The sequence below is a fragment of the Tepidibacillus sp. HK-1 genome (assembly GCF_001748485.2).
Taxonomy (GTDB): Bacteria; Bacillota; Bacilli; order Tepidibacillales; family Tepidibacillaceae; genus Tepidibacillus_B; species Tepidibacillus_B infernus.
The window spans coordinates 61,740-83,687 of sequence record NZ_BDGM02000011.1 but is presented as its reverse complement, the minus strand read 5'-3'; the positions used below and the strand labels follow the sequence as shown (position 1 = coordinate 83,687).

At 34.8% G+C, this 21,948-nt stretch carries 19 protein-coding genes, 3 tRNA genes, 1 other RNA gene and 1 other annotated feature; of the genes, 19 read left to right on the top strand and 4 right to left on the bottom strand.

The features are described from left to right. Window positions 1-272 precede the first annotated feature (272 nt). From dnaA to BEN26_RS07430, 8 genes are all read left to right on the top strand, one after another. A complete protein-coding gene (gene dnaA, locus BEN26_RS07465; protein ID WP_069797847.1) occupies window positions 273-1,634 on the top strand; it encodes a chromosomal replication initiator protein DnaA in 1,362 nt (453 codons plus the stop codon). A gap of 194 nt (window positions 1,635-1,828) precedes the next feature. Continuing rightward, window positions 1,829-2,971 (top strand): DNA polymerase III subunit beta, encoded by a 1,143-nt coding sequence (gene dnaN, locus BEN26_RS07460; protein WP_069797849.1) that lies wholly within the window; start codon window positions 1,829-1,831, stop codon window positions 2,969-2,971. A 14-nt stretch (window positions 2,972-2,985) separates the two neighbouring features. Continuing rightward, window positions 2,986-3,204, top strand: a complete 219-nt coding sequence (gene yaaA / locus BEN26_RS07455; RefSeq protein WP_069797851.1) for a S4 domain-containing protein YaaA — start codon at window positions 2,986-2,988, stop codon at window positions 3,202-3,204. 13 nt (window positions 3,205-3,217) lie between these two features. Continuing rightward, entirely contained in the window at window positions 3,218-4,330 is a 1,113-nt protein-coding gene (gene recF / locus BEN26_RS07450; RefSeq protein WP_069797853.1) for a DNA replication/repair protein RecF, read from the top strand. A gap of 18 nt (window positions 4,331-4,348) precedes the next feature. Further along, complete coding sequence (gene remB / locus BEN26_RS07445) at window positions 4,349-4,594, top strand: extracellular matrix regulator RemB (protein ID WP_068726962.1); 246 nt, start codon at window positions 4,349-4,351, stop codon at window positions 4,592-4,594. 68 nt (window positions 4,595-4,662) lie between these two features. Continuing rightward, window positions 4,663-6,579: a DNA topoisomerase (ATP-hydrolyzing) subunit B gene (gene gyrB, locus BEN26_RS07440; RefSeq protein ID WP_181482234.1), complete on the top strand. Its 1,917-nt coding sequence runs from the start codon at window positions 4,663-4,665 to the stop codon at window positions 6,577-6,579. Window positions 6,580-6,601: 22 nt separating this feature from the next. Continuing rightward, window positions 6,602-9,058 carry a DNA gyrase subunit A gene (gene gyrA / locus BEN26_RS07435; protein ID WP_069797855.1) on the top strand — a complete coding sequence of 819 codons (2,457 nt, stop codon included), beginning with the start codon at window positions 6,602-6,604 and terminating at the stop codon, window positions 9,056-9,058. Window positions 9,059-9,141: 83 nt separating this feature from the next. After that, on the top strand, window positions 9,142-10,224 hold the full coding sequence (locus BEN26_RS07430; protein ID WP_069797857.1) for an HD-GYP domain-containing protein: 1,083 nt from the start codon (window positions 9,142-9,144) through the stop codon (window positions 10,222-10,224). On the opposite strand, the gene BEN26_RS07425 is transcribed toward BEN26_RS07430, so the two are convergent. Next, the gene (locus BEN26_RS07425; protein WP_069797859.1) at window positions 10,205-11,257 is read right to left on the bottom strand and encodes a YaaC family protein; all 1,053 of its coding nucleotides are present in this window, start codon (window positions 11,255-11,257) and stop codon (window positions 10,205-10,207) included. The genes BEN26_RS07430 and BEN26_RS07425 overlap by 20 nt on opposite strands. Window positions 11,258-11,397: 140 nt before the next feature. Here BEN26_RS07425 and guaB point away from each other — a divergent pair, with 140 nt between their 5' ends. The 7 genes from guaB to BEN26_RS07390 all read left to right on the top strand — a co-directional run bounded on the left by guaB (window position 11,398) and on the right by BEN26_RS07390 (window position 17,833). Further along, window positions 11,398-12,855 carry an IMP dehydrogenase gene (guaB, locus tag BEN26_RS07420; RefSeq protein WP_069797861.1) on the top strand — a complete coding sequence of 486 codons (1,458 nt, stop codon included), beginning with the start codon at window positions 11,398-11,400 and terminating at the stop codon, window positions 12,853-12,855. Between the two features lie 113 nt (window positions 12,856-12,968). Further along, the gene (locus BEN26_RS07415; protein ID WP_255421872.1) at window positions 12,969-14,279 is read left to right on the top strand and encodes a D-alanyl-D-alanine carboxypeptidase family protein; all 1,311 of its coding nucleotides are present in this window, start codon (window positions 12,969-12,971) and stop codon (window positions 14,277-14,279) included. A gap of 94 nt (window positions 14,280-14,373) precedes the next feature. Continuing rightward, window positions 14,374-15,258, top strand: coding sequence for a pyridoxal 5'-phosphate synthase lyase subunit PdxS (gene pdxS, locus BEN26_RS07410; protein WP_068726977.1), 885 nt, complete (start codon window positions 14,374-14,376; stop codon window positions 15,256-15,258). Window positions 15,259-15,283: 25 nt separating this feature from the next. Next, window positions 15,284-15,859, top strand: a complete 576-nt coding sequence (gene pdxT / locus BEN26_RS07405) for a pyridoxal 5'-phosphate synthase glutaminase subunit PdxT (RefSeq protein ID WP_069797865.1) — start codon at window positions 15,284-15,286, stop codon at window positions 15,857-15,859. A 75-nt stretch (window positions 15,860-15,934) separates the two neighbouring features. Beyond that, window positions 15,935-16,158: a binding site (T-box leader), on the top strand. Window positions 16,159-16,237: 79 nt separating this feature from the next. Continuing rightward, window positions 16,238-17,515 carry a serine--tRNA ligase gene (gene serS / locus BEN26_RS07400; protein ID WP_069797867.1) on the top strand — a complete coding sequence of 426 codons (1,278 nt, stop codon included), beginning with the start codon at window positions 16,238-16,240 and terminating at the stop codon, window positions 17,513-17,515. 127 nt (window positions 17,516-17,642) lie between these two features. Continuing rightward, window positions 17,643-17,732 (top strand) — tRNA-Ser (locus BEN26_RS07395). Between the two features lie 24 nt (window positions 17,733-17,756). Then, a tRNA-Arg gene (locus BEN26_RS07390) sits at window positions 17,757-17,833 on the top strand. 40 nt (window positions 17,834-17,873) lie between these two features. Here BEN26_RS07390 and BEN26_RS07385 read toward each other — a convergent pair. The 3 genes from BEN26_RS07385 to BEN26_RS07375 all read right to left on the bottom strand — a co-directional run bounded on the left by BEN26_RS07385 (window position 17,874) and on the right by BEN26_RS07375 (window position 19,433). Continuing rightward, on the bottom strand, window positions 17,874-18,089 hold the full coding sequence (locus BEN26_RS07385; RefSeq protein WP_069797869.1) for a hypothetical protein: 216 nt from the start codon (window positions 18,087-18,089) through the stop codon (window positions 17,874-17,876). Between the two features lie 30 nt (window positions 18,090-18,119). Beyond that, on the bottom strand, window positions 18,120-18,302 hold the full coding sequence (locus BEN26_RS07380; RefSeq protein WP_068726985.1) for an aspartyl-phosphate phosphatase Spo0E family protein: 183 nt from the start codon (window positions 18,300-18,302) through the stop codon (window positions 18,120-18,122). A gap of 177 nt (window positions 18,303-18,479) precedes the next feature. Continuing rightward, complete coding sequence (locus BEN26_RS07375; RefSeq protein WP_069797871.1) at window positions 18,480-19,433, bottom strand: tyrosine-type recombinase/integrase; 954 nt, start codon at window positions 19,431-19,433, stop codon at window positions 18,480-18,482. A 608-nt stretch (window positions 19,434-20,041) separates the two neighbouring features. On the opposite strand from BEN26_RS07375, the gene tadA reads away from it, so the two are divergent. From tadA to ffs, 4 genes are all read left to right on the top strand, one after another. Beyond that, entirely contained in the window at window positions 20,042-20,518 is a 477-nt protein-coding gene (tadA, locus tag BEN26_RS07370) for a tRNA adenosine(34) deaminase TadA (RefSeq protein ID WP_068726987.1), read from the top strand. Window positions 20,519-20,586: 68 nt separating this feature from the next. After that, entirely contained in the window at window positions 20,587-21,384 is a 798-nt protein-coding gene (locus BEN26_RS07365) for an undecaprenyl-diphosphate phosphatase (RefSeq protein WP_069797873.1), read from the top strand. A gap of 54 nt (window positions 21,385-21,438) precedes the next feature. After that, window positions 21,439-21,530 (top strand) — tRNA-Ser (locus tag BEN26_RS07360). A gap of 147 nt (window positions 21,531-21,677) precedes the next feature. Further along, an RNA gene (ffs, locus tag BEN26_RS07355) (signal recognition particle sRNA large type) lies at window positions 21,678-21,942 on the top strand. Window positions 21,943-21,948: the final 6 nt, after the last annotated feature.

Sequence of the window (21,948 nt, the reverse complement as noted above, 5' to 3'; positions counted from 1 at the left end):
ATTGTGGATAAGTTGGATAAGACCATTGATTATCTAGGTTTTATCTGATATTATTGTGTTAATATATCTAGTGGATATTTACCTTTGATAAAATACATATTCACAATCTGTGGATAAAATTGTGGACAGTTATCCATGGTTGTGGATTTTTTATTCACATCTTGTGATTATTTTTTACTTATATCGCTAATTTTTGTGCTCTTACGACATTATTTTTATCCACATTTATTCATAATACTCTGTGGAAAAAAGAAATACAGAGGAGGGACATCGTGGAGCAATTAAGTAGTTTATGGCAGAAGGCCTTATCTATAATTGAAACAAAATTAAGTAAACCTAGCTTTGAAACTTGGCTAAAATCAACACAAATCTCTTCTTTAGTCAATAATGATCTCACAATTATTGCTCCAAATGAGTTTGCTAGGGACTGGTTGGAGTCTAGGTACTCTGGTCTGATCCAAGATACCTTGTTTGAAGTAATCGGTGAAAAACTAAATATTAAGTTTGTTATTCCACCATCTGCATCTGATATTCATCTAGATCAAGTATCTCCGACACCTAAAGAAGTTAAACCTTCAAATTTTGATGAAGAGGATGCCCATACAAAATCCTTATTAAACCCAAAATATACATTTGATACCTTTGTGATTGGGGCTGGAAACCGCTTTGCCCATGCAGCATCACTCGCAGTTGCTGAAGCTCCTGCTAAAGCATATAATCCTTTATTTATATATGGCGGAGTAGGATTAGGGAAAACTCATTTAATGCATGCAATTGGGCACTATGTTGTTCAGCATAATGAAAAAGCTAAAGTGTTATATATTTCATCAGAAAAATTTACAAATGAATTCATTAACTCGATACGTGATAATAAAACCATTGAATTTCGCAACAAGTATCGAAATATTGATATTTTACTTATTGACGATATTCAATTTCTAGCTGGAAAAGAATCAACACAAGAAGAATTTTTCCATACTTTTAATGCTTTGCATGAAGCAAGTAAACAAATTATTATTTCTAGCGATCGAACTCCAAAAGAAATCCCTACTTTAGAAGATCGTCTTCGTTCTAGATTTGAATGGGGTTTAATTACTGATATTCAGCCACCGGATTTAGAAACAAGGATTGCAATTCTTAGAAAAAAAGCAAAGGCAGAGAATTTAGATATTCCTAATGAAGTCATGATCTATATTGCTAATCAGATCAATACAAATATCCGTGAGTTAGAAGGAGCTTTGATTCGTGTTGTTGCATACTCATCCTTGATCAACAAAGATATGAGTGTTGACTTAGCTTCTGAGGCATTAAAGGACATTATTCCTTCCTCTAAGCCTAAAGTCATTACAATTCATGACATTCAAAAAAATACAGCTGAGCATTTTAGTCTGAAATTAGAAGATTTAAAGGCAAAAAAACGAACAAAAGCTGTAGCTTTTCCTAGACAAATAGCAATGTACTTGACTAGAGAACTCACAGACTATTCTCTACCCAAAATAGGAGAGGAATTTGGAGGTAGAGATCATTCTACTGTGATTCATGCTTATGAAAAAGTATCTACACAATTAAAAACAGATCCAGACTTAGAAAAAACGATAACCAATTTAATAGAAAAAATTAAGAACCATAACTAATTAGTTTATGTTATTCTGTGAATAAATATGACAGATTTATTTACAGCTTATCCACATGTGGATTTCTTTAATTCCGTTAGCCTTATTTCAATTATTCACATATTCACAAGTATTATTACTATAACTATTATTTTTTATAAATTAATAAATATATGTATAATGAAGGCCATAAATTCCAATGATGGAGGTTAATCATGCATTTTTTTGTTCATAAAAATCAGTTGGTTAATGCACTTCAACATGTTCAAAAAGCTGTTTCATCAAAGACAACAATTCCAATTTTAACAGGGGTCAAATTTGATATTGGAACAAAAGGGTTAATCATTACTGGTAGTGATTCTGATATTTCTATTCAAGTTCTTATTCCTCTAGTGGAAAATGGAGAAGAATGGGTACAATTGATTATACCAGGCAAAATTGTAATCCCAGCAAAATATATTTTGGAGATTGTTAAAAAGTTACCAGGAGAAATGATTGAATTTGAAGTGATTGATCATTTTACAATAATAATTAAATCAGGTTCTTCTGAATTTCGACTTAATGGTTTTGATGCTGAGGAATATCCAAACTTACCACAAATCATCGACGAAGAAGAACATGTATTTACGATTCCTAGCGATCTTTTAAAAATGATGATTCGCCAAACTCAATTTGCTGTTTCAACCATAGAAAGTCGACCCATTTTAACAGGTGTGTTATGGAATCTAGAAAACCAAGTTTTAAAATTTACTGCAACTGATTCTCATCGTTTAGCTGTTAGAGAAGCCACGGTTGAAAGCTTAACAAACCTATCTTTTCAAAATGTAGTGATTCCAGGTAGATCTCTAAGTGAATTAAGTAAAATTCTTGATGATACTCAGACACCTGTTGAAATCATCGTCAATGAAAATCTAATTTTAATCAAAATGAATCATGTTTTATTTTTATCAAGATTATTGGATGGTACTTATCCTGATACTTCTAGAATTATTCCAGATAAATATAAAACAAAAATCATTATTCAAACGAAAGAATTATTAGAATCAATTGAAAGAGCTTCTTTATTAGCTAAAGATGGTAAAAATATCGTTAAGTTTACAAATATAGAGAATCTTTTAATCGAAGTTTCTTCTAATTCACCTGAGGTTGGAAATGTTACTGATCAATTACAAGTAAAAAATATAGAAGGTGAGCCAGTCAAAATTTCCTTTAATGCAAAATATATGCTAGATGCTTTAAGAGCGATTGACAGTGAAGAAGTTCAAATTGAATTTACAGGCGCATTAAGTCCATTTGTGATTAAACCAATTGAACATCATCGAATTTTACAACTCATTTTGCCAGTAAGAACTTATTAAAGGAGAAAGTTGTGATGAATGAGGTATTGATTGATACCGAATATATAACTTTAGGACAATTTCTTAAAATGGTCGATGTGATTCAATCAGGTGGACATGCAAAAATATTTTTAATAGAACATCAAGTTAAGGTAAACGGAGAAAAAGAAACAAGACGAGGTCGGAAATTACATCCTGATGATATAATTTCCATTGAACAAATTGGTAAATTTCAGATCAAATATTCATCTTAAGGGAGGAGATGTGATGTTTGTTGAGCATCTCCAATTAAAAAATTTCCGTAATTATCAAGATTTAAATCTTCATTTTGACCATCAAATCAATATTTTTCAGGGGAATAATGCTCAAGGTAAAACAAATATCTTAGAAGCCATTTATGTCTTAGCTTTAGCTAAATCCCACCGAACTTCAAAAGAAAAGGAATTGGTCCAATGGGGCCAATCTTTTTCTGTTATTAAAGGAACGATTCAAACAAGAAGAAACTCATTAAAATTGGAAATGCAGCTAACTTCTAAAGGGAAAAAGGCAAAAATCAATCAATTAGAACAACGTAAATTAAGTGATTATATAGGTGCATTCAATGTAATTATGTTTGCACCAGAAGATTTGACATTAGTAAAAGGAAGTCCTCAATATCGTAGGAAATTTCTCGATGTTGAAATTGGACAAGTTAGTCCTTCCTATCTATACCATTTATCCCAATATCAAAAAATCATTCAACAAAGAAATAATTTATTAAAGGATTTTACCAAGAATGAAAAGAATAAATTAGAGTTATTGGAAATTTGGGATCAACAATTAGTTGAATATGGTTCAAAAGTCATTTCCAAGAGATTGTATTTTTTGAGACACTTAGAAAAATGGGCTAAAGAAATCCATGCAGGAATTACTGATCAAAATGAAGAGTTATCTATCCTTTATAAACCTTCATTTCCTTTAGAATTAGGTAATATTGATGTACAAGATATGAGTGATCAGTTCACTTTAAGATTACAAAAAATAAGAAAACAAGAACTTTTTCGGGGGACTAGTCTGATTGGTCCACATCGTGATGATTTATATTTTTCTATCAATCAAATTGATGTTCAGTCCTTTGGTTCACAAGGCCAGCAACGTACCACCGCTTTGTCTCTCAAATTAGCTGAAATAGAACTGATTCATGATGAAATAGGAGAATACCCTGTTTTATTATTGGATGATGTTCTTTCAGAATTAGATCAAAAAAGACAAACTCAATTAATTCAAACGATTGAAAATAAAGTGCAAACCATGATTACAACAACAAGTACAGAAGGAATTAACATCAATACATTAAAACGTTCTTCTATCTTTTATGTGGAACAAGGTCTTATTTCCTAAGAATCGAGGTGAAACCTTATGTTTATGCATATTGGTGGAGATATAGTTGTCAAGACAAAAGAAATTGTGGCAATCTTAGATATTAGTCATTTTGCTAAAAGAAAGAAAAAACTTCATTCCTTTATTGCACAAGTAGAGAATAAAAACAATGTGGTTAAAATAACAACTGAAGGAAGTAAATCCCTTGTGGTCACGGCAGATAAAATGTATTACTCTCCTATTTCTTCTTTAACGTTATTAAAAAGAGCAAACACGATCTTTTAACCTCATTAAGAAAACCCACAAAAGTGACGATTAAAGAAAAATAGGTAGTAAGAATGGAAGGTGTGCAAATGCTAACAAAACAACAACATAATTATGATGAAAGTCAAATTCAGGTCTTAGAAGGTTTGGAAGCAGTTCGTAAAAGACCTGGGATGTATATAGGGTCAACAAGTGAAAGAGGATTGCACCATTTAGTATGGGAAGTTGTCGATAATAGTATTGATGAAGCTCTTGCAGGATACTGTAATCATATTACTGTGGTTGTACATCAAGATAATAGTGTAACAGTTATAGATAATGGTAGGGGTATTCCTGTTGGAATTCATCCTAAGATGGGACGGCCAGCAGTAGAAGTAGCATTAACTGTATTACATGCTGGTGGTAAATTTGGTGGTGAAGGTTATAAGGTTTCTGGTGGATTACATGGTGTTGGGGTTTCAGTAGTAAATGCTCTTTCAGAATGGTTAGAAGTAGAAGTAAAAAGAGAGGGAAAGATCCATTTACAACGCTATCACCGTGGAATTCCAGAATTTGACTTAAAAGTAATAGGAGAAACAAACGAAACAGGAACAACAGTAACTTTTAAACCAGATTCTGAAATATTCCAAGAGACAACCGAATTTAATTATGATACCTTAAAAACCCGAATCAGGGAGCTTGCCTTTTTAAATAAAGGGATTCGTATAGACCTTATTGATGAAAGAAACGAAAATAAACAGGAATCTTTTAAATTTGATGGTGGAATCAATTCATTCGTTGAGTTTCTTAATAAAAATAAAGAAGTTCTTCATCCCCATCCAATTTATGTAGAAGGATCAAAAGATCAAATTGAAATAGAAATTTCCCTACAATACAATGACAGCTATTCTAGTAACATTTTGTCCTTTGCAAATAATATCAACACCCATGAAGGGGGAACCCATGAATCGGGATTTAAAAGCGCTCTAACCCGTGTACTAAATGACTATGCTAGAAAGAATAATTTACTAAAAGATCAAGATGCAAATTTAACTGGTGATGATGCCAGAGAAGGGTTAACTGCAGTTATTAGTGTAAAGATCCCAAATCCTCAATTTGAAGGTCAGACCAAGACAAAGCTAGGGAACAGTGAAGTAAGGGGGATTACTGAATCTCTATTTGCTGAGAAATTTGCCACTTTTCTAGATGAAAATCCATCTGTAGCAAAAAAGGTGATTGAAAAAGCACTTCTTGCTGCGAGAGCCCGTGATGCTGCTAGAAAAGCAAGAGAGCTAACAAGAAGGAAAAATGCACTGGAAGTTAGTTCATTACCTGGGAAATTAGCTGATTGTTCTAGTAAGGATGCAGCGATTAGTGAATTATATCTCGTAGAAGGTGATTCAGCTGGTGGTTCTGCAAAACAAGGTCGAGATCGTCATTTTCAAGCAATCCTACCTCTACGAGGAAAGATTATCAATGTAGAGAAAGCTAGATTAGATAAGATTTTTGCAAATGAAGAGATTAGAGCAATGATTACGGCGTTAGGTACTGGAATAGGTGATGATTTTGATATTTCCAAAGCAAGGTACCATAAAATCATTATTATGACAGATGCTGACGTAGACGGTGCCCATATTCGCACACTTCTTTTAACTTTCTTTTTCAGGTATATGAAAGAATTGATTGAAAATGGCTATGTATATATTGCTCAACCACCTTTATATAAAATCCAACAAGGAAAAACAGTTCGATACGCTTATAGTGATAGAGAATTAGAAAAGATAAAAACAGAATTAGGTAATCGACCTGAACCCACAATCCAACGTTATAAAGGTTTAGGAGAAATGAACCCAACCCAATTATGGGAAACGACGATGGATCCAGAAAGTAGAACATTATTACAAGTTAGTTTACAAGATGCCTCTGATGCGGACGGGATCTTTGAGACACTAATGGGAGATAAAGTTGAACCCCGAAGAGAATTTATCCAAGAACATGCTAGATATGTTCGGAATTTGGATATTTAAACAAAGGGGATGGAGGTAAAGCATGCTTGAATCAAATGCAAGAATAAAAGAAGTAAATATAAGTCAAGAAATGAAAAGCTCCTTTATCGACTATGCGATGAGTGTTATCGTAAGTCGTGCTCTTCCTGATGTAAAAGATGGCTTAAAACCAGTGCATAGAAGAATCCTTTATGCGATGAATGAGTTAGGAATGACACCAGATAAACCACATAAAAAGTCTGCTAGGATTGTAGGGGAAGTTATAGGTAAATATCATCCCCATGGTGATTCTGCAGTCTATGAAACGATGGTACGCATGGCACAAGACTTCTCTTATCGCTATTTACTCGTTGATGGTCATGGAAACTTTGGGTCAATTGACGGTGATTCTGCAGCAGCTATGCGTTATACGGAAGCTCGTATGTCAAAAATATCGACAGAATTATTAAGGGATATTAACAAAGAAACTATTGATTTTGGAGATAACTATGATGGTTCTGAAAAGGAGCCATTAGTTTTACCAGCTAGGTTCCCTAATTTGTTAGTGAATGGATCTGCAGGGATTGCAGTGGGGATGGCAACGAATATTCCTCCTCACCAATTAGGTGAAGTGATTGATGGGGTTATAAAAATTATAGAGAACCCAGATGTCGAAATCGAAGAATTGATAGAGATTATTAAAGGTCCAGATTTCCCAACTGGTGGTCTTATTCTAGGAAGGGAAGGAATCCGTAAGGCTTATCAAACAGGTAAAGGTAGTATCACAATAAGGGCAAAAGCCTTTATTGAAGAAATGAATAATGGTAAAAGCCGGATTATTGTTGAAGAAATCCCATACCAAGTGAATAAAGCAAGATTGATTGAGAAAATAGCTGAACTGGTTAGGGATAAAAAAATAGATGGGATTACCGATTTAAGGGATGAATCAGATCGTAATGGACTAAGAATTGTGATTGAATTACGAAGAGACGTGAATGCGAATGTCGTTTTAAATAATTTGTATAAATTAACCCAATTACAGACGACCTTTGGTATCAATGTTTTAGCATTAGTTAATGGAGAACCTAAGGTATTAAATCTAAAAGAAACCTTAACACATTATTTAAACCATCAAAGGGTGGTTATTCGCAGAAGAACAGAATTTGACCTTAAAAAGGCTGAAGCTAGAGCTCATATTTTAGAAGGGTTAAGAGTTGCTCTCGACCATTTAGACGCTGTTATTTCTTTAATTCGTTCTTCACAAACGACAGACGAAGCAAAAAGAGGTCTAATCGAAAAGTTTGAACTATCGGAAATCCAAGCCCAAGCTATTCTTGATATGAGATTACAACGTTTAACTGGTTTAGAACGAGAAAAAATTGAAAATGAATATCAAGAATTGATGGCTAAGATTGCTGAATTACGTGCGATATTAGCAGATGAACAGAAGATTTTAACGATTATACGTGAAGAATTAATAGAGATTAAAGATAAATACAATGATGAACGAAGGACAAAAATCACGATTGATCATGATGAGTTAGAAGCTGAAGATTTGATTCCTGAAGAAGAGGTTGTCGTTATGCTCACTCATCAGGGTTATATTAAAAGATTACCCATTTCAACCTACCGTAGCCAAAAACGTGGGGGTAAAGGGGTAACTGGGATGGGAACGAAAGAAGATGATTTTGTCCAACATTTATTTATTACGAATTCCCATCATTATATTATGTTTTTTACGAACAAAGGAAAGGTATATCGTTTAAAGGCTTATGAAGTACCGGAATTGAGTAGAACCGCAAAAGGAACACCAATTATCAACCTGATTCAAATTGAACAAGGGGAAAAAATTAACGCAGCCTTCCCTATAAAAGAATATACTTCCAATCATCATTTATTCTTTGCTACAGCTTCTGGGGTGGTCAAAAAGTCCCAATTAACAGATTATGAAAATATTCGAAAAGGGGGACTCATAGCGATCAATCTAAAAGAAGGAGACGAGGTAATTGGTGTTAAATTGACTGATGGAAATCAAGAAATCATCCTTGGTACAAAATTAGGTCAATCCATTCGTTTTTCTGAACAAGATGTAAGAACAATGGGAAGAAGTGCTACAGGGGTCAAAGGAATCGACTTAAGTAAAGATGATTTAGTCATTGGCATGGATATTATTCGAGATGACCTAGATGTGTTAATCGTAACAGAAAAAGGTTATGGCAAAAGGACACCAGCATCTGAATACCGTAGCCAATCCCGTGGTGGAAAAGGGATTAAGACCCTTAATGTAACTAAAAAGAATGGAAATATTGTAGGATTAAAAGTTGTTTCTCAAGAAGATGACTTAATGATTGTTACTACAAGTGCAATGGTGATTAGATTAAATATAGATAACATTTCGCTAATTGGCCGATATACTCAAGGTGTCCGACTAATCAATATTAGTGAAGATGATTCTGTCGCTACTGTTGCACGGATTCATTCCAATGATACAGCTGATACGGAAAATGAAGAAGATGAATAAAAGTTAAAACAGGGTGGAATCCATCCTGTTTTTCTTCTATATATGCTAAAATATAGAAAATAGATTAAAGGGGAATTTATGCAATGAGAACAATCACAATCGATCTCATTCAAGATCAAATGATCTTAGGCCAAGATATATATAGTGAATTGGGAGGGATTATTTTTAAAAAGGGAACGATTTTAAAGGAAAGGGATCAAGAAATATTAAGAGCATTTGGAATTACAAAGGTTGAAATCGATCAGGAATCTGATGTAAAAGAAAATCAAGAAAAAGTAGCAAATAAGACCAAAAATCAATTAAACCCAATTGACGATTTTAATACCTATTTTAAAAATGCGTTAAAAGTGATAGATATCGTATTAAAAAATGCACAAGGGAATGCATCTATTCCTATTATGGCAATTAGAGAAGCTTTATATCCACTTCTTCAAGATCAATATATTAATCCCAAGTATCTTATAAACTTAAAATCAGACTCTAGCGATTTTACTAAATACGCAAGTCATCATGCATTATCTGTAAGCTTACTTTCTTATGCGATTGGGAAATGGGTTGGTCTCGAGAAAAATGAGTGGATCCAACTTGCTTTAGCAGGTATTTTACACGACATTGGAATGAGTCGCATTCCTAGTCATATTTTATATAGTAAAAATAAGTTAGTTCCTTATGAATACGAAGAGATTAAAATGCACACATTTTATGGATATAAAATGTTAAATCATACAATGGGGCTTAGTAAAGGAACACATTTAGCCGTACTACAACATCATGAAAGAGAAGACGGAAGTGGTTATCCTTTACATTTTAAAGAACAACAAATCCATTTTTATGCTAAAATCGTTGCCGTTGCAGATATCTTTCATGCAATGATTTCTAAGCGTAGTTATCGTTCAGAATATTCACCATATCTTGTCATTGATCATCTTCTTAATGAAAGTTATCAAAAGTTGAATTCCTTCATCGTTAGAACCTTTGCAAAGCATATGGTCAACCTATCAATAGGGAATAAAGTTATTTTAAGTAATGGAATGGTAGGTGACATTATTTATATTGATCAGAATTCACCAACAAGGCCAATGATAAAAACAAGGGAAGGAATCATTAATTTGGCTCAAGACATAAATCTGTATATTAAAGAAGTATTTAAACAAAATCAAAAATGATGATCTCTCTAAATAAATCATTTAATATCCTATTTGGAAATGTGCGTAAAGTAATATTTACAAATTCATTGATCAAGTACATATCTTCTGATGAGAAAGAAAAAATAATGTCCCCCCATAATTCTGTTTCGTAACGACATAACATTCCTAAATTGTACATTATCATATAGTCGATGATTGTTTCCGGAAGCAAAAAACGACTTTCTTGAAAGGGTCGTAAATAGTAGTATCCTTTATAATCAATCGTAAACATAGGATGTCCCTGAAAAGGATCTTTTGATTTGAATATATCCTTATCAAGATTTACTCCAATTTGAATCTGATTCATTTGCTCAGATTTGCTTGTATAGAATTGATAATCCTTATGAGGTTTATATTGATTTAGTTCAGAAGTCAACCTTGCTAGATCATGCTGGTAAAAGTCTAAAAAGTTTTTTGAAACAGAAAGGTAAATTTCGTGATCTTTTTGATTTAATTTGATAGGAAACAATAATTGCTCTTTAAAGATCCTTTGATAACTATGACGTAATTCAGGCAATAAAGAAAGAAGTTCTTTAATTTTGTATTTATTCCCTTCGATTTTTTCAACTGGATGGTTAGTAAGAAGAGTGTAAAAAAGAGGAAGCAACCCTTCTTTCTGTACCTTAATTTCATCGTCATGGAATTGATATTGATTTTTTTTAAGTTTTCTAGTGGTAATTCCATGTCTTAAAACACCTGTATGACTTGGATAACTAGGGTCTTTTGTTAAAATAAATGCTTTCATTAAATTCATCATGCCATAATAGATAAGTAGGGGCTTTACCAAGATATTGCTCTTATCTGCAGAATAAAAATATTCTTTTGCTTGTTTGATAAAATAAATAAATTTTGAGGTATTTTGAAAAGCAAATTTGTATGTATCCTTGATTTGATTTTGCTCATAGGTATCTTGCAGAAATTGTTTTACAGTCGGTTCGTTTTCAAAAAATACAAAGGTATCCCACATTTTTTGGGATGGATTTTCGCTATAAATATGTCTTTTATTTTTCATCATAACCTCTATCATTCCTGTTTTACAATATTTTGCCACAAAGCGTAATAATTTATCATTATTGACACCTCAAATCACCTTTGTTAAACTTGCAATAATATATTTTTCATGGAAAATGACTAGAAGGAAGGTTGACGAGTGTGTGGGAAACGAAGTTTACGCGGGAAGGATTAACATTTGATGATGTTCTTTTGATCCCTGCTAAATCAGAAATCCTACCTAGAGACGTTACAGTCTCAACGAATTTAGGTAAAGTTAAATTAAATATTCCTATTATTAGTGCGGGGATGGATACAGTAACAGAAGCCAATATGGCCATTGCAATGGCTAGACAAGGTGGTTTGGGGATTATTCATAAAAATATGTCCATCAAACAGCAAGCAGAAGAAGTGGATCGAGTCAAGCGGTCTGAAAGTGGGGTAATTACAAATCCTTTTTTCTTAACTCCTGCTCATAAAGTAGCAGATGCAGAAGAATTGATGTCAAAATACCGGGTTTCTGGTGTACCTATTGTGAATGAGCGAGGAGAGCTTGTTGGGATTTTAACGAACCGGGATTTGCGTTTTATCACAAATTACTCGTTAGACATCAATGAAGTAATGACCAAAGAAAATCTAATTACAGCACCAGTCGGGACAAGTTTGGATGAAGCAAAGCAAATTTTGCAAAAATATCGTATTGAAAAATTACCATTGGTTGATGAAAATAACAAGTTAAAAGGCCTCATCACAATTAAAGATATTGAAAAAGCAATCCAATTCCCTAATGCAGCTAAAGATGAATTAGGGAGATTGATTGTAGGAGCAGCAGTAGGGGTTAGTCGGGATACCTTGGATCGGGCCAAAGCATTAGTTGAGGCAGGAGTAGATGTTTTAGTGGTTGATACCGCCCACGGTCATTCAAAAGGAGTCTTGGATACTGTGCGGACATTGAGGAAACTTTATCCAGAGTTAGTGATTATTGCTGGAAATGTAGCAACTGGAGAAGCAACAAAGGATTTAATTGAAGCTGGTGCATCTGTGGTAAAGGTAGGTATTGGACCAGGATCAATTTGTACGACAAGAGTCGTTGCAGGTATTGGTGTACCTCAGATTACTGCAGTTTATGAATGCGCCACAGTTGCAAGGGAATATGGAGTTGCCATTATCGCAGATGGTGGAATTAAATATTCTGGTGATATTACAAAGGCTATCGCTGCTGGAGCGGATGCAGTGATGTTAGGTAGTCTCCTTGCAGGAACAGATGAAAGTCCTGGCGACTTTGAAACCTATCAAGGAAGGAGATACAAGGTTTATCGTGGAATGGGTTCAATAGGGGCCATGAATGCAGGAAGTAAAGATCGTTATTTTCAGGAAAATATTCTTAAACTTGTTCCAGAGGGAATTGAAGGAAGAGTGGCTTATAAAGGACCTTTGGCAGATACAATCTATCAATTAGTTGGTGGGTTACGTGCAGGTATGGGTTATTGTGGAACAAAAAACATTCAAGAACTCAAAGAAAATGGTCAATTTATTCGTATTACTGGGGCAGGACTAAAAGAAAGCCATCCTCATGATGTGCAAATTACGAAGGAATCGCCAAACTATTCAACTCTTTAAATAAATTTATTGGAAAATGTTATGAATGGGGATAGGGAAACATTTCTCTATCTTTTTTCGTTTAAAGCCCTGTGATAAAATAATGATTGTGAAATTTAAACGGAGGTGTCATTTTGAAACAGCATAGGAAAGTACTATCACTATTGATCATTGTCGCACTTATTTTTCCGTTTTTTGGATCTTTACAACAAAAGGCTTTTGCTCAAGCAAATCTTGATATTCAAGCTAAATCGGCGATTTTAATCGATGCAATCTCAGGGAAAATATTATATGAGCAAAACGCCGATGAACCCTTACCACCTGCTAGTATGACAAAAATGATGACAGAATATTTGGTTTTAGAAGAGATAGCAACTGGTAAATTAAAATGGGATGATGTTGTCACTGCAAGTGATTATGCCCATTGGCTTGGTGTAGGTGGCGGTTCGCGTGTTTTCCTTGCTCTAGGGGAAAAACGTACGGTAAAAGAATTGATGTATGCGATGACGGTCTACTCTGCGAATGATGCAACTGTTGCGCTTGCAGAACATTTAGCTGGTTCTGAAACCAATTTTGTTCAGATGATGAATGAAAAGGCCAAAGAGTTAGGAATGACAACTGCTCATTTCTCTACATCAACAGGTTACCCTAAAGATGAGCTAGGACAATATGCGCCAACCGTTGAAGGAGAAACAGTGATGTCTGCCAAAGATGCAGCTATTTTAGGGTGGCACTTAATTAATGATTATCCAGAAAGCATAGAATTTAACAGTACCCCAAGAATTAAGTTTCGTGAGGGCGAACCTAATGAAATGACTTTGCCAAACTTCAACTTTATGCTACCAGGCCTTGTTTATGGCAACTTAGTTCAAGGGGTTGACGGTATAAAAACAGGACATACTTCTCAAGCAGGATACAATTTTACCGCAACTGCAATGCAAAATGGAATGAGACTAATTAGTGTCGTTCAAGGGACTGCGTCTGAAAAAGAGCGCTTTATGCAAACAAAAAAATTGTTAGACTATGGGTTTGCAAACTTTGAAGTAGTAGATTTAATCAAAGCAAAAGAAAAGGTACCTGGGTTTGAAACAGCAAAGATTGAAAAAGGAAAAGAAACTGAGGTTCCTGTTGTCCTTAAAAAGAATTTAAGTGTTCTTATGAAAAAAGGGGAAAAGGATTTATATAAACCAGTAGTCGTTTATAATGAAAAGCTAGAAGCCCCAATTAAGAGCCAAGATCGAGTGGGTTATGTTACTTTTGAATATACTGGGAAAGAAAAATATACCTACTTAAATGAAACGATACAAGCAAAAGGAAATGTTGATTTAATTGCTGAGGAAGATGTAGAAAAAGCTGGAGCAATACGTCTATTTTTTCGAAAGGTTATACAACTTATCGGTGGAATCTTTAGTGGAATTGTGGATGGAATTAAAGGTTTATTTTAACCGTAGAAGTTTTTTAAAAATGATTGTTATTTTCGGTAGGATGAATTAAAATTGATTGATAAATAAATTGTGAATTTTTAGGAGGAAAAGGAAAATGGTTGAGGTAGGAACAGCACGTGTAAAACGTGGTATGGCTGAAATGCAAAAAGGTGGCGTCATTATGGACGTTGTGAATGCGGAACAGGCAAAAATTGCTGAGGCAGCTGGTGCAGTGGCAGTTATGGCATTGGAAAGAGTTCCTGCAGATATTCGTGCAGCAGGTGGTGTTGCACGTATGGCTGATCCTCAAATTATTGAAGAAGTCATGAAAGCAGTGTCTATTCCAGTTATGGCAAAAGCTAGAATTGGACATTTTGTAGAAGCACGTATTCTTGAGGCATTAGGCGTTGATTATATTGATGAAAGCGAAGTATTAACTCCAGCGGACGAGGTTTACCATATCAATAAGAATGAATTTACAGTACCTTTTGTTAATGGTGCAAGGGACTTAGGAGAAGCCTTACGCCGCATTGGCGAAGGTTCATCTATGATTCGAACAAAAGGTGAACCAGGGACAGGAAATGTTGTGGAAGCAGTACGACATATGCGTACGATGATGAGTCAAATTCGCAAGGTTCAAGGAATGTCTAAAGACGAATTGATGACAGAAGCCAAAAACCTAGGTGCACCATACGATCTATTGTTATATGTACATGAAAATGGCAAATTACCAGTGGTTAATTTTGCTGCTGGAGGAATTTCTACACCTGCAGATGCAGCATTGATGATGCAATTGGGTGCAGATGGAGTTTTTGTTGGTTCCGGAATTTTTAAATCTGATAATCCTGAAAAATTTGCTAAAGCCATTGTTGAGGCAACAACTCATTATACCGATTATGAACTAATGGCTGAACTTTCAAAAGGATTAGGTAATCCAATGAAAGGAATAGAAATTTCTTCATTACTACAAAATGAACGTATGGCAGAACGCGGTTGGTAATTAGAAGAAGAAGGTGTAATTTTTAATGAAAATTGGAGTTTTAGGACTACAAGGTGCTATTGCAGAACACATGAGAATGATTGAAATGTCAGGGGAAGAAGCAGTTGCTGTAAAAAAAGTTGAACAGTTAGCTGAATTGGATGGTATGATTATACCAGGTGGAGAAAGTACTACGATCGGCAAGTTAATCAAAAAGTATGGTTTTGACGTAGCACTAAAGGATTTTGCTAATAAAGGAAAGCCTATCTTTGGGACATGTGCTGGATTGATTATATTAGCAAAAGAAATTAATGGTATAGAAGATATACATCTTGGTTTAATGGATATCAAGGTAGAAAGAAATGCTTTTGGCCGTCAACGAGAAAGCTTTGAAACGGCTTTACAAATTGAAGGGGTTGCTGATGATTTTCAAGCAGTTTTTATTCGCGCTCCTTATATTATGGAAGTAAAAGAGAATGCTAAGATTTTATCAACATTTGAAGGGAAAATCGTCGCAGCTAGACAAGACCATTTTCTAGTTACTGCTTTTCATCCTGAATTAACCCTTGACCCAAGAGTTCATCAATATTTTATAAAAATGATTAAAGAATACAAAGATTAAAGGGTGGGAATTTTCCTCCCTTTTTCTTGCATAAATGCTTGAAATGTAGTAAATTATTAAATACAAAAATGTAATATTAAAACGATGAAGAGAACTAGTATTTGATTTTTGTTGTTTAGAGAGTCGGTGGTAGGTGCAAACCGGTCAACATTATCAAAGAATCCGTCTCTGAGTGGTTTTCTGAAATCGAAAGTAGGAAAACACGGAAACACCGTTACTGTATGAAGAGGCCTTTCATTATTTTTTGATATGGAAAGGCAATTAGGGTGGCAACGCGGAGCATAAGCACCGTCCCTTTTTTTGGGGATTGGTGTTTTTTTATTTTTTGGGATTTCTTATGGGAAAAAGTGTAATTTGATTTAAGTGGAGGTTTTTAAGATGTTAGATATTAAATTATTACGAAATGATTTAGAAAGAGTAAAACAGGCTTTAGCCCATCGTAATGAAAAAATTAACGAAATTGATGCATTTACAGAGTTGGATGAAAGAAGAAGATCATTGCTTCAAGAAAGTGAGCAATTAAAAAGTAGGCGAAATGCGGTATCCCAAGAGGTTGCTAAGAAGAAAAAGGATGGAGAAAACGCTGAACATCTTATTGTTGAAATGAGAGAGGTTGGAGATCGAATTAAGGTGTTAGATGATCAAATTAGGGAACTTGATCAACAACTTACAGATATTCTTCTTAGGATTCCAAACATTCCTCATGAAAGTGTTCCGATCGGAGAAACAGAAGCGGACAATATACCGATTCGTTTCTGGGGGGAAAAACCTCAATTTCAGTTTCAACCTAAGCCACATTATGAGATAGCCGAAGGATTAGGAATTTTAGATTTTGAAACAGCTGCAAAAGTATCAGGTTCCAGATTTGTCTTTTATAAAGGACTAGGGGCAAGATTAGAAAGAGCTTTGATGAACTTTATGTTAGATCTACATGTAGAAAAACATGGATATGAAGAAGTGTTACCTCCATATATTGTGAACCGGACAAGCATGACAGGAACTGGTCAACTTCCTAAATTTGAGGAGGATGCTTTTAAACTTTCTGATACAGATTATTTCCTGATTCCTACTGCTGAGGTACCTGTTACGAATATGCATCGAGACGTAATATTAGATAATGAGGATTTACCTAAATATTATGCTGCCTTTAGTGCTTGTTTTCGTTCTGAAGCTGGTTCTGCAGGAAAGGACACAAGAGGACTAATTCGGCTTCATCAATTTAACAAAATAGAACTTGTTAAATTTGTTCGTCCTGAAGAATCCTATGATGAATTAGAAAAACTAGTAGCAAATGCAGAAAAAGTATTACAATTATTGGGCTTACCTTATCAGGTATTAAACATGTGTACGGCAGATTTAGGTTTTACCGCTGCCAAAAAATATGATATTGAGGTTTGGTTACCAAGTTTTAATACGTATCGAGAAATATCCTCAGTAAGTAATTTTGAGGACTTCCAAGCAAGAAGAGCAAATATTCGTTTTCGTCGCGATAAAAAGTCAAAACCTGAATTTGTTCATACGTTAAATGGATCAGGGTTAGCGATTGGCCGTACAGTGGCCGCTATTTTGGAAAATTACCAACAAGAGGATGGAAGTGTAATCATTCCAGAAATTTTAAGGCCATACATGGGTGGTAGAGATCGAATCTCAAAATAATTATAAAAGGATAGCTACTGTTAATTGAGTAGTTATCCTTTTTTTGCACTGTAAAATAAAGGGAAAATACTTGAAATAACCTTTGTCTGTATGTTAATATATTATTCGTTGACATCCTAATGGTTATGGAGAGGTGGTCGAGTGGTTTAAGGCACTGGTCTTGAAAACCAGCGTACGTGTGAGCGTACCGTGGGTTCGAATCCCACCCTCTCCGCCATAACATTTAGATTTTATATAATTTGTGCCCGTAGCTCAGCAGGATAGAGCGACAGTTTCCTAAACTGCAGGTCGGAGGTTCGAATCCTCTCGGGCACACCATTTTAAAATATAACTACAACAAGGGTTAAGGGTTTTCTCCTTATCCTTGTTTTTTTGTTGGTAAATGACAATTTTTTTCTTTAATCTGTTTTAGCCTTTCTTCAATTAAGTCTATTTTCATCCATAATTCTAATCTTTGTTCTGAATGACAATATTCACTATTTAAAATGCGAAAAATGATCTTTATTTCTTCTTCTAATACTTTAATTTGATTTGTTGTAGCAATCCTCTTTTTAAATTCATTACTAATTTCCATCTAGCTCACACTTTCTGAAATAAATAAATACTATTGTTTTATCTTTTGAAATAGGACAATATATTTATCTAATTTAGCGCTTAGTTTATAAACTTTTGGGTGTGTGAAGCTTTTTTCCTGATCAAAGTATTTTTCCAACTTCATACGTAGATAATTTATTCTTATTAATAAGATTCTTTTAAATAGGGTTAGCAAAAAAATCTTTTTTCTCATTTGTTAAAACTCCTAAATAATTTCAAATTTTGTATAAATAATCTTTGTGGATGTCGTACAATGTAAGTTGTTCGACATTATTTATTAAAATACGACTCGATTAGATAATTTTTTCATATTATACCCCATAAAAATAATATTGGCTACGAAAATATATAACTTAATTGTATCTAGCAACTAAAGGATGTCTTTTAAGTAGTCTTCCACGAAATCAGGCGCTGCTTTTTTCATTTGTTCTACGGTATGTAGATAACGTTGGGTGGTAGTGATCTGGGCATGTCCAAGGGTCTCCTGAACTTGTTGCAAAGAAGCTCCATGAAGTAGAGCTAGCGTAGCATTAGTATGCCGTAACCAATGAGGAGATACTTTTTTCTGTATGTTGCTTTCTTCACGAGCTTTTTGAATAATACGCTCAACTTGTCTAACCGTGAGAGGGAAAATTCGTTGATCCGGGTCTTGAGATTTTCCTTGTAGTTGAAAGTGAAGAGACAACATGTTCCACAATGTTTGCGGCACTTTAACTTCACGCTGTTTTCCTCCCTTCCCTTCCAACACTGTAAGCCACATAGATGTTTCCGTCGGATCGGAATGAAAATGTCCCCATTGAATAGAAACTAGTTCAGACACTCGCAGTCCCAATAAGATAAGGCTGATACCAATTAGATAATCACGTTCTCCTTGTTTTTTTAGTTGGTGCAACAGGTAAGTAATCTCTCTTTTGGTCAGATAGTGATTTTTGCTATTAATCGGCACTTTAGGTGTATGTACAGAGGTTGTCGGATTATGAGAAAAAACGCCGATATTGGAATCACTTCCCCATTTATATAGGGATCGCAACGGAGCGATGAGACTGGCTACGGCGGCAGGAGCTAGAGGTTTGCAACTCTTGCTCAAAAACCCTTGCTCTAAGGCAATCTTATACATTTCAATTTCCCGCCATGTCACTTGACGCAATGGTTTGAAAGTAATAAATTGACGGAACTGGTCAATAGCTCGGCTGTAGTTCCGACGTGTGTACTGAGAACGATGGCATGTTGTGGTTAAGAACATGCTGATGATTTGTTCATCTGAATATTCCTGGATGCGATCAATGTAATTGATCTTAGGTGTCATGATTTTTTGAGGCAGCATTACTTATTTTTCCTCCTTGTTTTTGTCGAACAACTTACATTGTACGACATCATGCATATGAGTAAAATAATATATTAAGTATTTCCAAAAATTAAAAATTATTTCCCAATCAATTAAGAAAAGGTTTGTATATTCCATCACACTCCGTCATCCGTGCTCTTCTATGAATAAAGTTTAAGGAGAGAAGATCATTTCTGAAGGTCTTAGCTTATGGAATATTCAAAAAAAAAACGCCGAAAAAATTCGGCGTTTTGGTATAAAAAGTAACAGGATTTTTATTTTTTTTAAAAAAGATTTACAATGTGGAGTGAATAGAGTTTAGAAACAAAAAAAAATTGGGAAAAAGCTGGTCTAGGAGCTTTCTCCCAAAAGGATGGAGTAAGTATATGTGAAGGTAAGGCGGCCTTAGTTAAGGCAAGCTAAGCAAGTTAGCTTTTAGAAGAATAATTTTCTTCTTGATCTAAGAATAAAACGAAATGAAAAAGAATACAACAATTTTGTTCATTAGTTCACAAAGTGTTCAAAAGATATTGACGAATTTTTGGCAAAGTGTACACGATTATAAAATATTTTGGTTAGCCATATATAGAAAGTTAGGTGTCTATTCTATGCTTGATTCTGATATTGGATATATGAAAGAAGCTTTACTTGAAGCAAAAAAGGCTGAAGTCTTGGGAGAAGTTCCAATAGGAGCGGTGATTGTTAAAGATGGCACAATCATTGCGAAGGGACATAATTTAAGGGAAACGTTAAAAGATCCTACTGCTCATGCAGAAATCATTGCGATAAGAGAAGCAAGTAAAAGACTTGGCGGTTGGCGTTTACATGGTTGTACCTTATATGTAACGCTAGAACCTTGTCAGATGTGTGCAGGTGCATTGATTCAGTCTAGGGTTGATCGAGTCGTTTATGGAGCAAAGGATCTTAAAGCAGGGGCAGCTGGATCATTATTAAATTTGTTAAATGATGAACGATTTAACCATCAAGTTTCTATTGAATCAGGTGTTTTAGAAGAAGAATCTGCCCATCTTTTAAAAATCTTTTTCAAAAACTTAAGAAAAGGAAAAGAAGATTCTAAATCATAACCTCTTGTCCCTTATATATAAGATAAGGTATGATGAAAAAGTATTATTTGTTGGCTTGGAGGGGAATTATGGAGGAGCTTATTAGGGCGATCATACTTGGGATTATTCAGGGATTAACAGAGTTTTTACCTGTTAGTTCTACAGGCCATTTGTTACTGGCAAGGAATCTGTTTGGCTTATCTGAAGCAGGTTTATTTTTAGATACAATGTTACATTTTGGAACATTAGTTGCCGTTTTTGTTGTTTTTTGGGATGATATCATTCAATTACTAAGAAAACCATTTAGTAAATTAGCACTTTTAATTATAGTAGGGACGATTCCAACCGCAATCATAGGCTTAACCTTTGAAGATTTTTTTGAGGAAATTTCAAAAACTGGGGTTACAGTTGGCTGGGAATTTTTATTTACTGGTTTTATTTTATGGCTTGCTGAGACTGCGAAGAAAAGAGGACATAAGAAGATAGACCATATCCAATATAAAGATGCCCTTATTATCGGGACCTTGCAAGGTGCAGCGATTTTACCAGCGATTTCAAGGTCAGGATTAACCATTGCTGGAGCTTTATACCGTGGTATCGAAAAAGAAACAGCAGCTCGGTTTTCCTTTTTAATTTCTATTCCTGCTATTTTAGGTGCTGTGGTGTTACAAGGTTTAAAATTATTCAGTGGTAAAGAGGTAGAGTATCTCCATGCAATTGGGCTGATTCCCCTTATAGTTGCTACTTTATCAGCTGCTTTGTCCGGTTATTTTGCCATAAAGTGGATGTTGAGGGTTATTCAAAAAGGTTCTTTAAAGGTTTTCTCTATTTACGTGTGGATTTTAGGTATAGGGATTCTAATTGCACAATTTTTTGGGAAATGGTAAATTGTTCTACCTATTGAAATTAATTTATGAAGATGCTAAAATATCAAAGTTAGTGGAGAGGTGTCCGAGTGGCTTAAGGTGACGGTCTCGAAAACCGTTGTACGGTATTAGCCGTACCGTGGGTTCAAATCCCACCCTCTCCGCCATAGTTACATATGATAACCGAAACCTCCAATTAATGAGAGGCTTTATTTGTCTCTTAAGTCATTGATTTCCACTTGAATAAAGCAGAAGGAATCGTTATAATAAAATATGCACCTTTTAAAGGTCACTAAATTTTAATAATAAGTTTGTCGTGCTAGATGGGGAGGTAGCGGTGCCCTGTAACCCGCAATCCGCTATAGCGGGGTTGAATTCCTATTAGCGGGCATCTCCATGTAAGGTCTGACTTATGCAAGTGGTGTTGACAGTTGGGTCCTACGCAACGGAAACCCATGAACCCCGTCAGGTCCGGAAGGAAGCAGCGGTAAGTGGAATTTTTCGTGTGTTGTGGGGTTGCCTAGCTTGAGCTAACTACATGAGTTCGCTTGGATGGGATGTTCAATAATAGGTGCACGGCTTTAC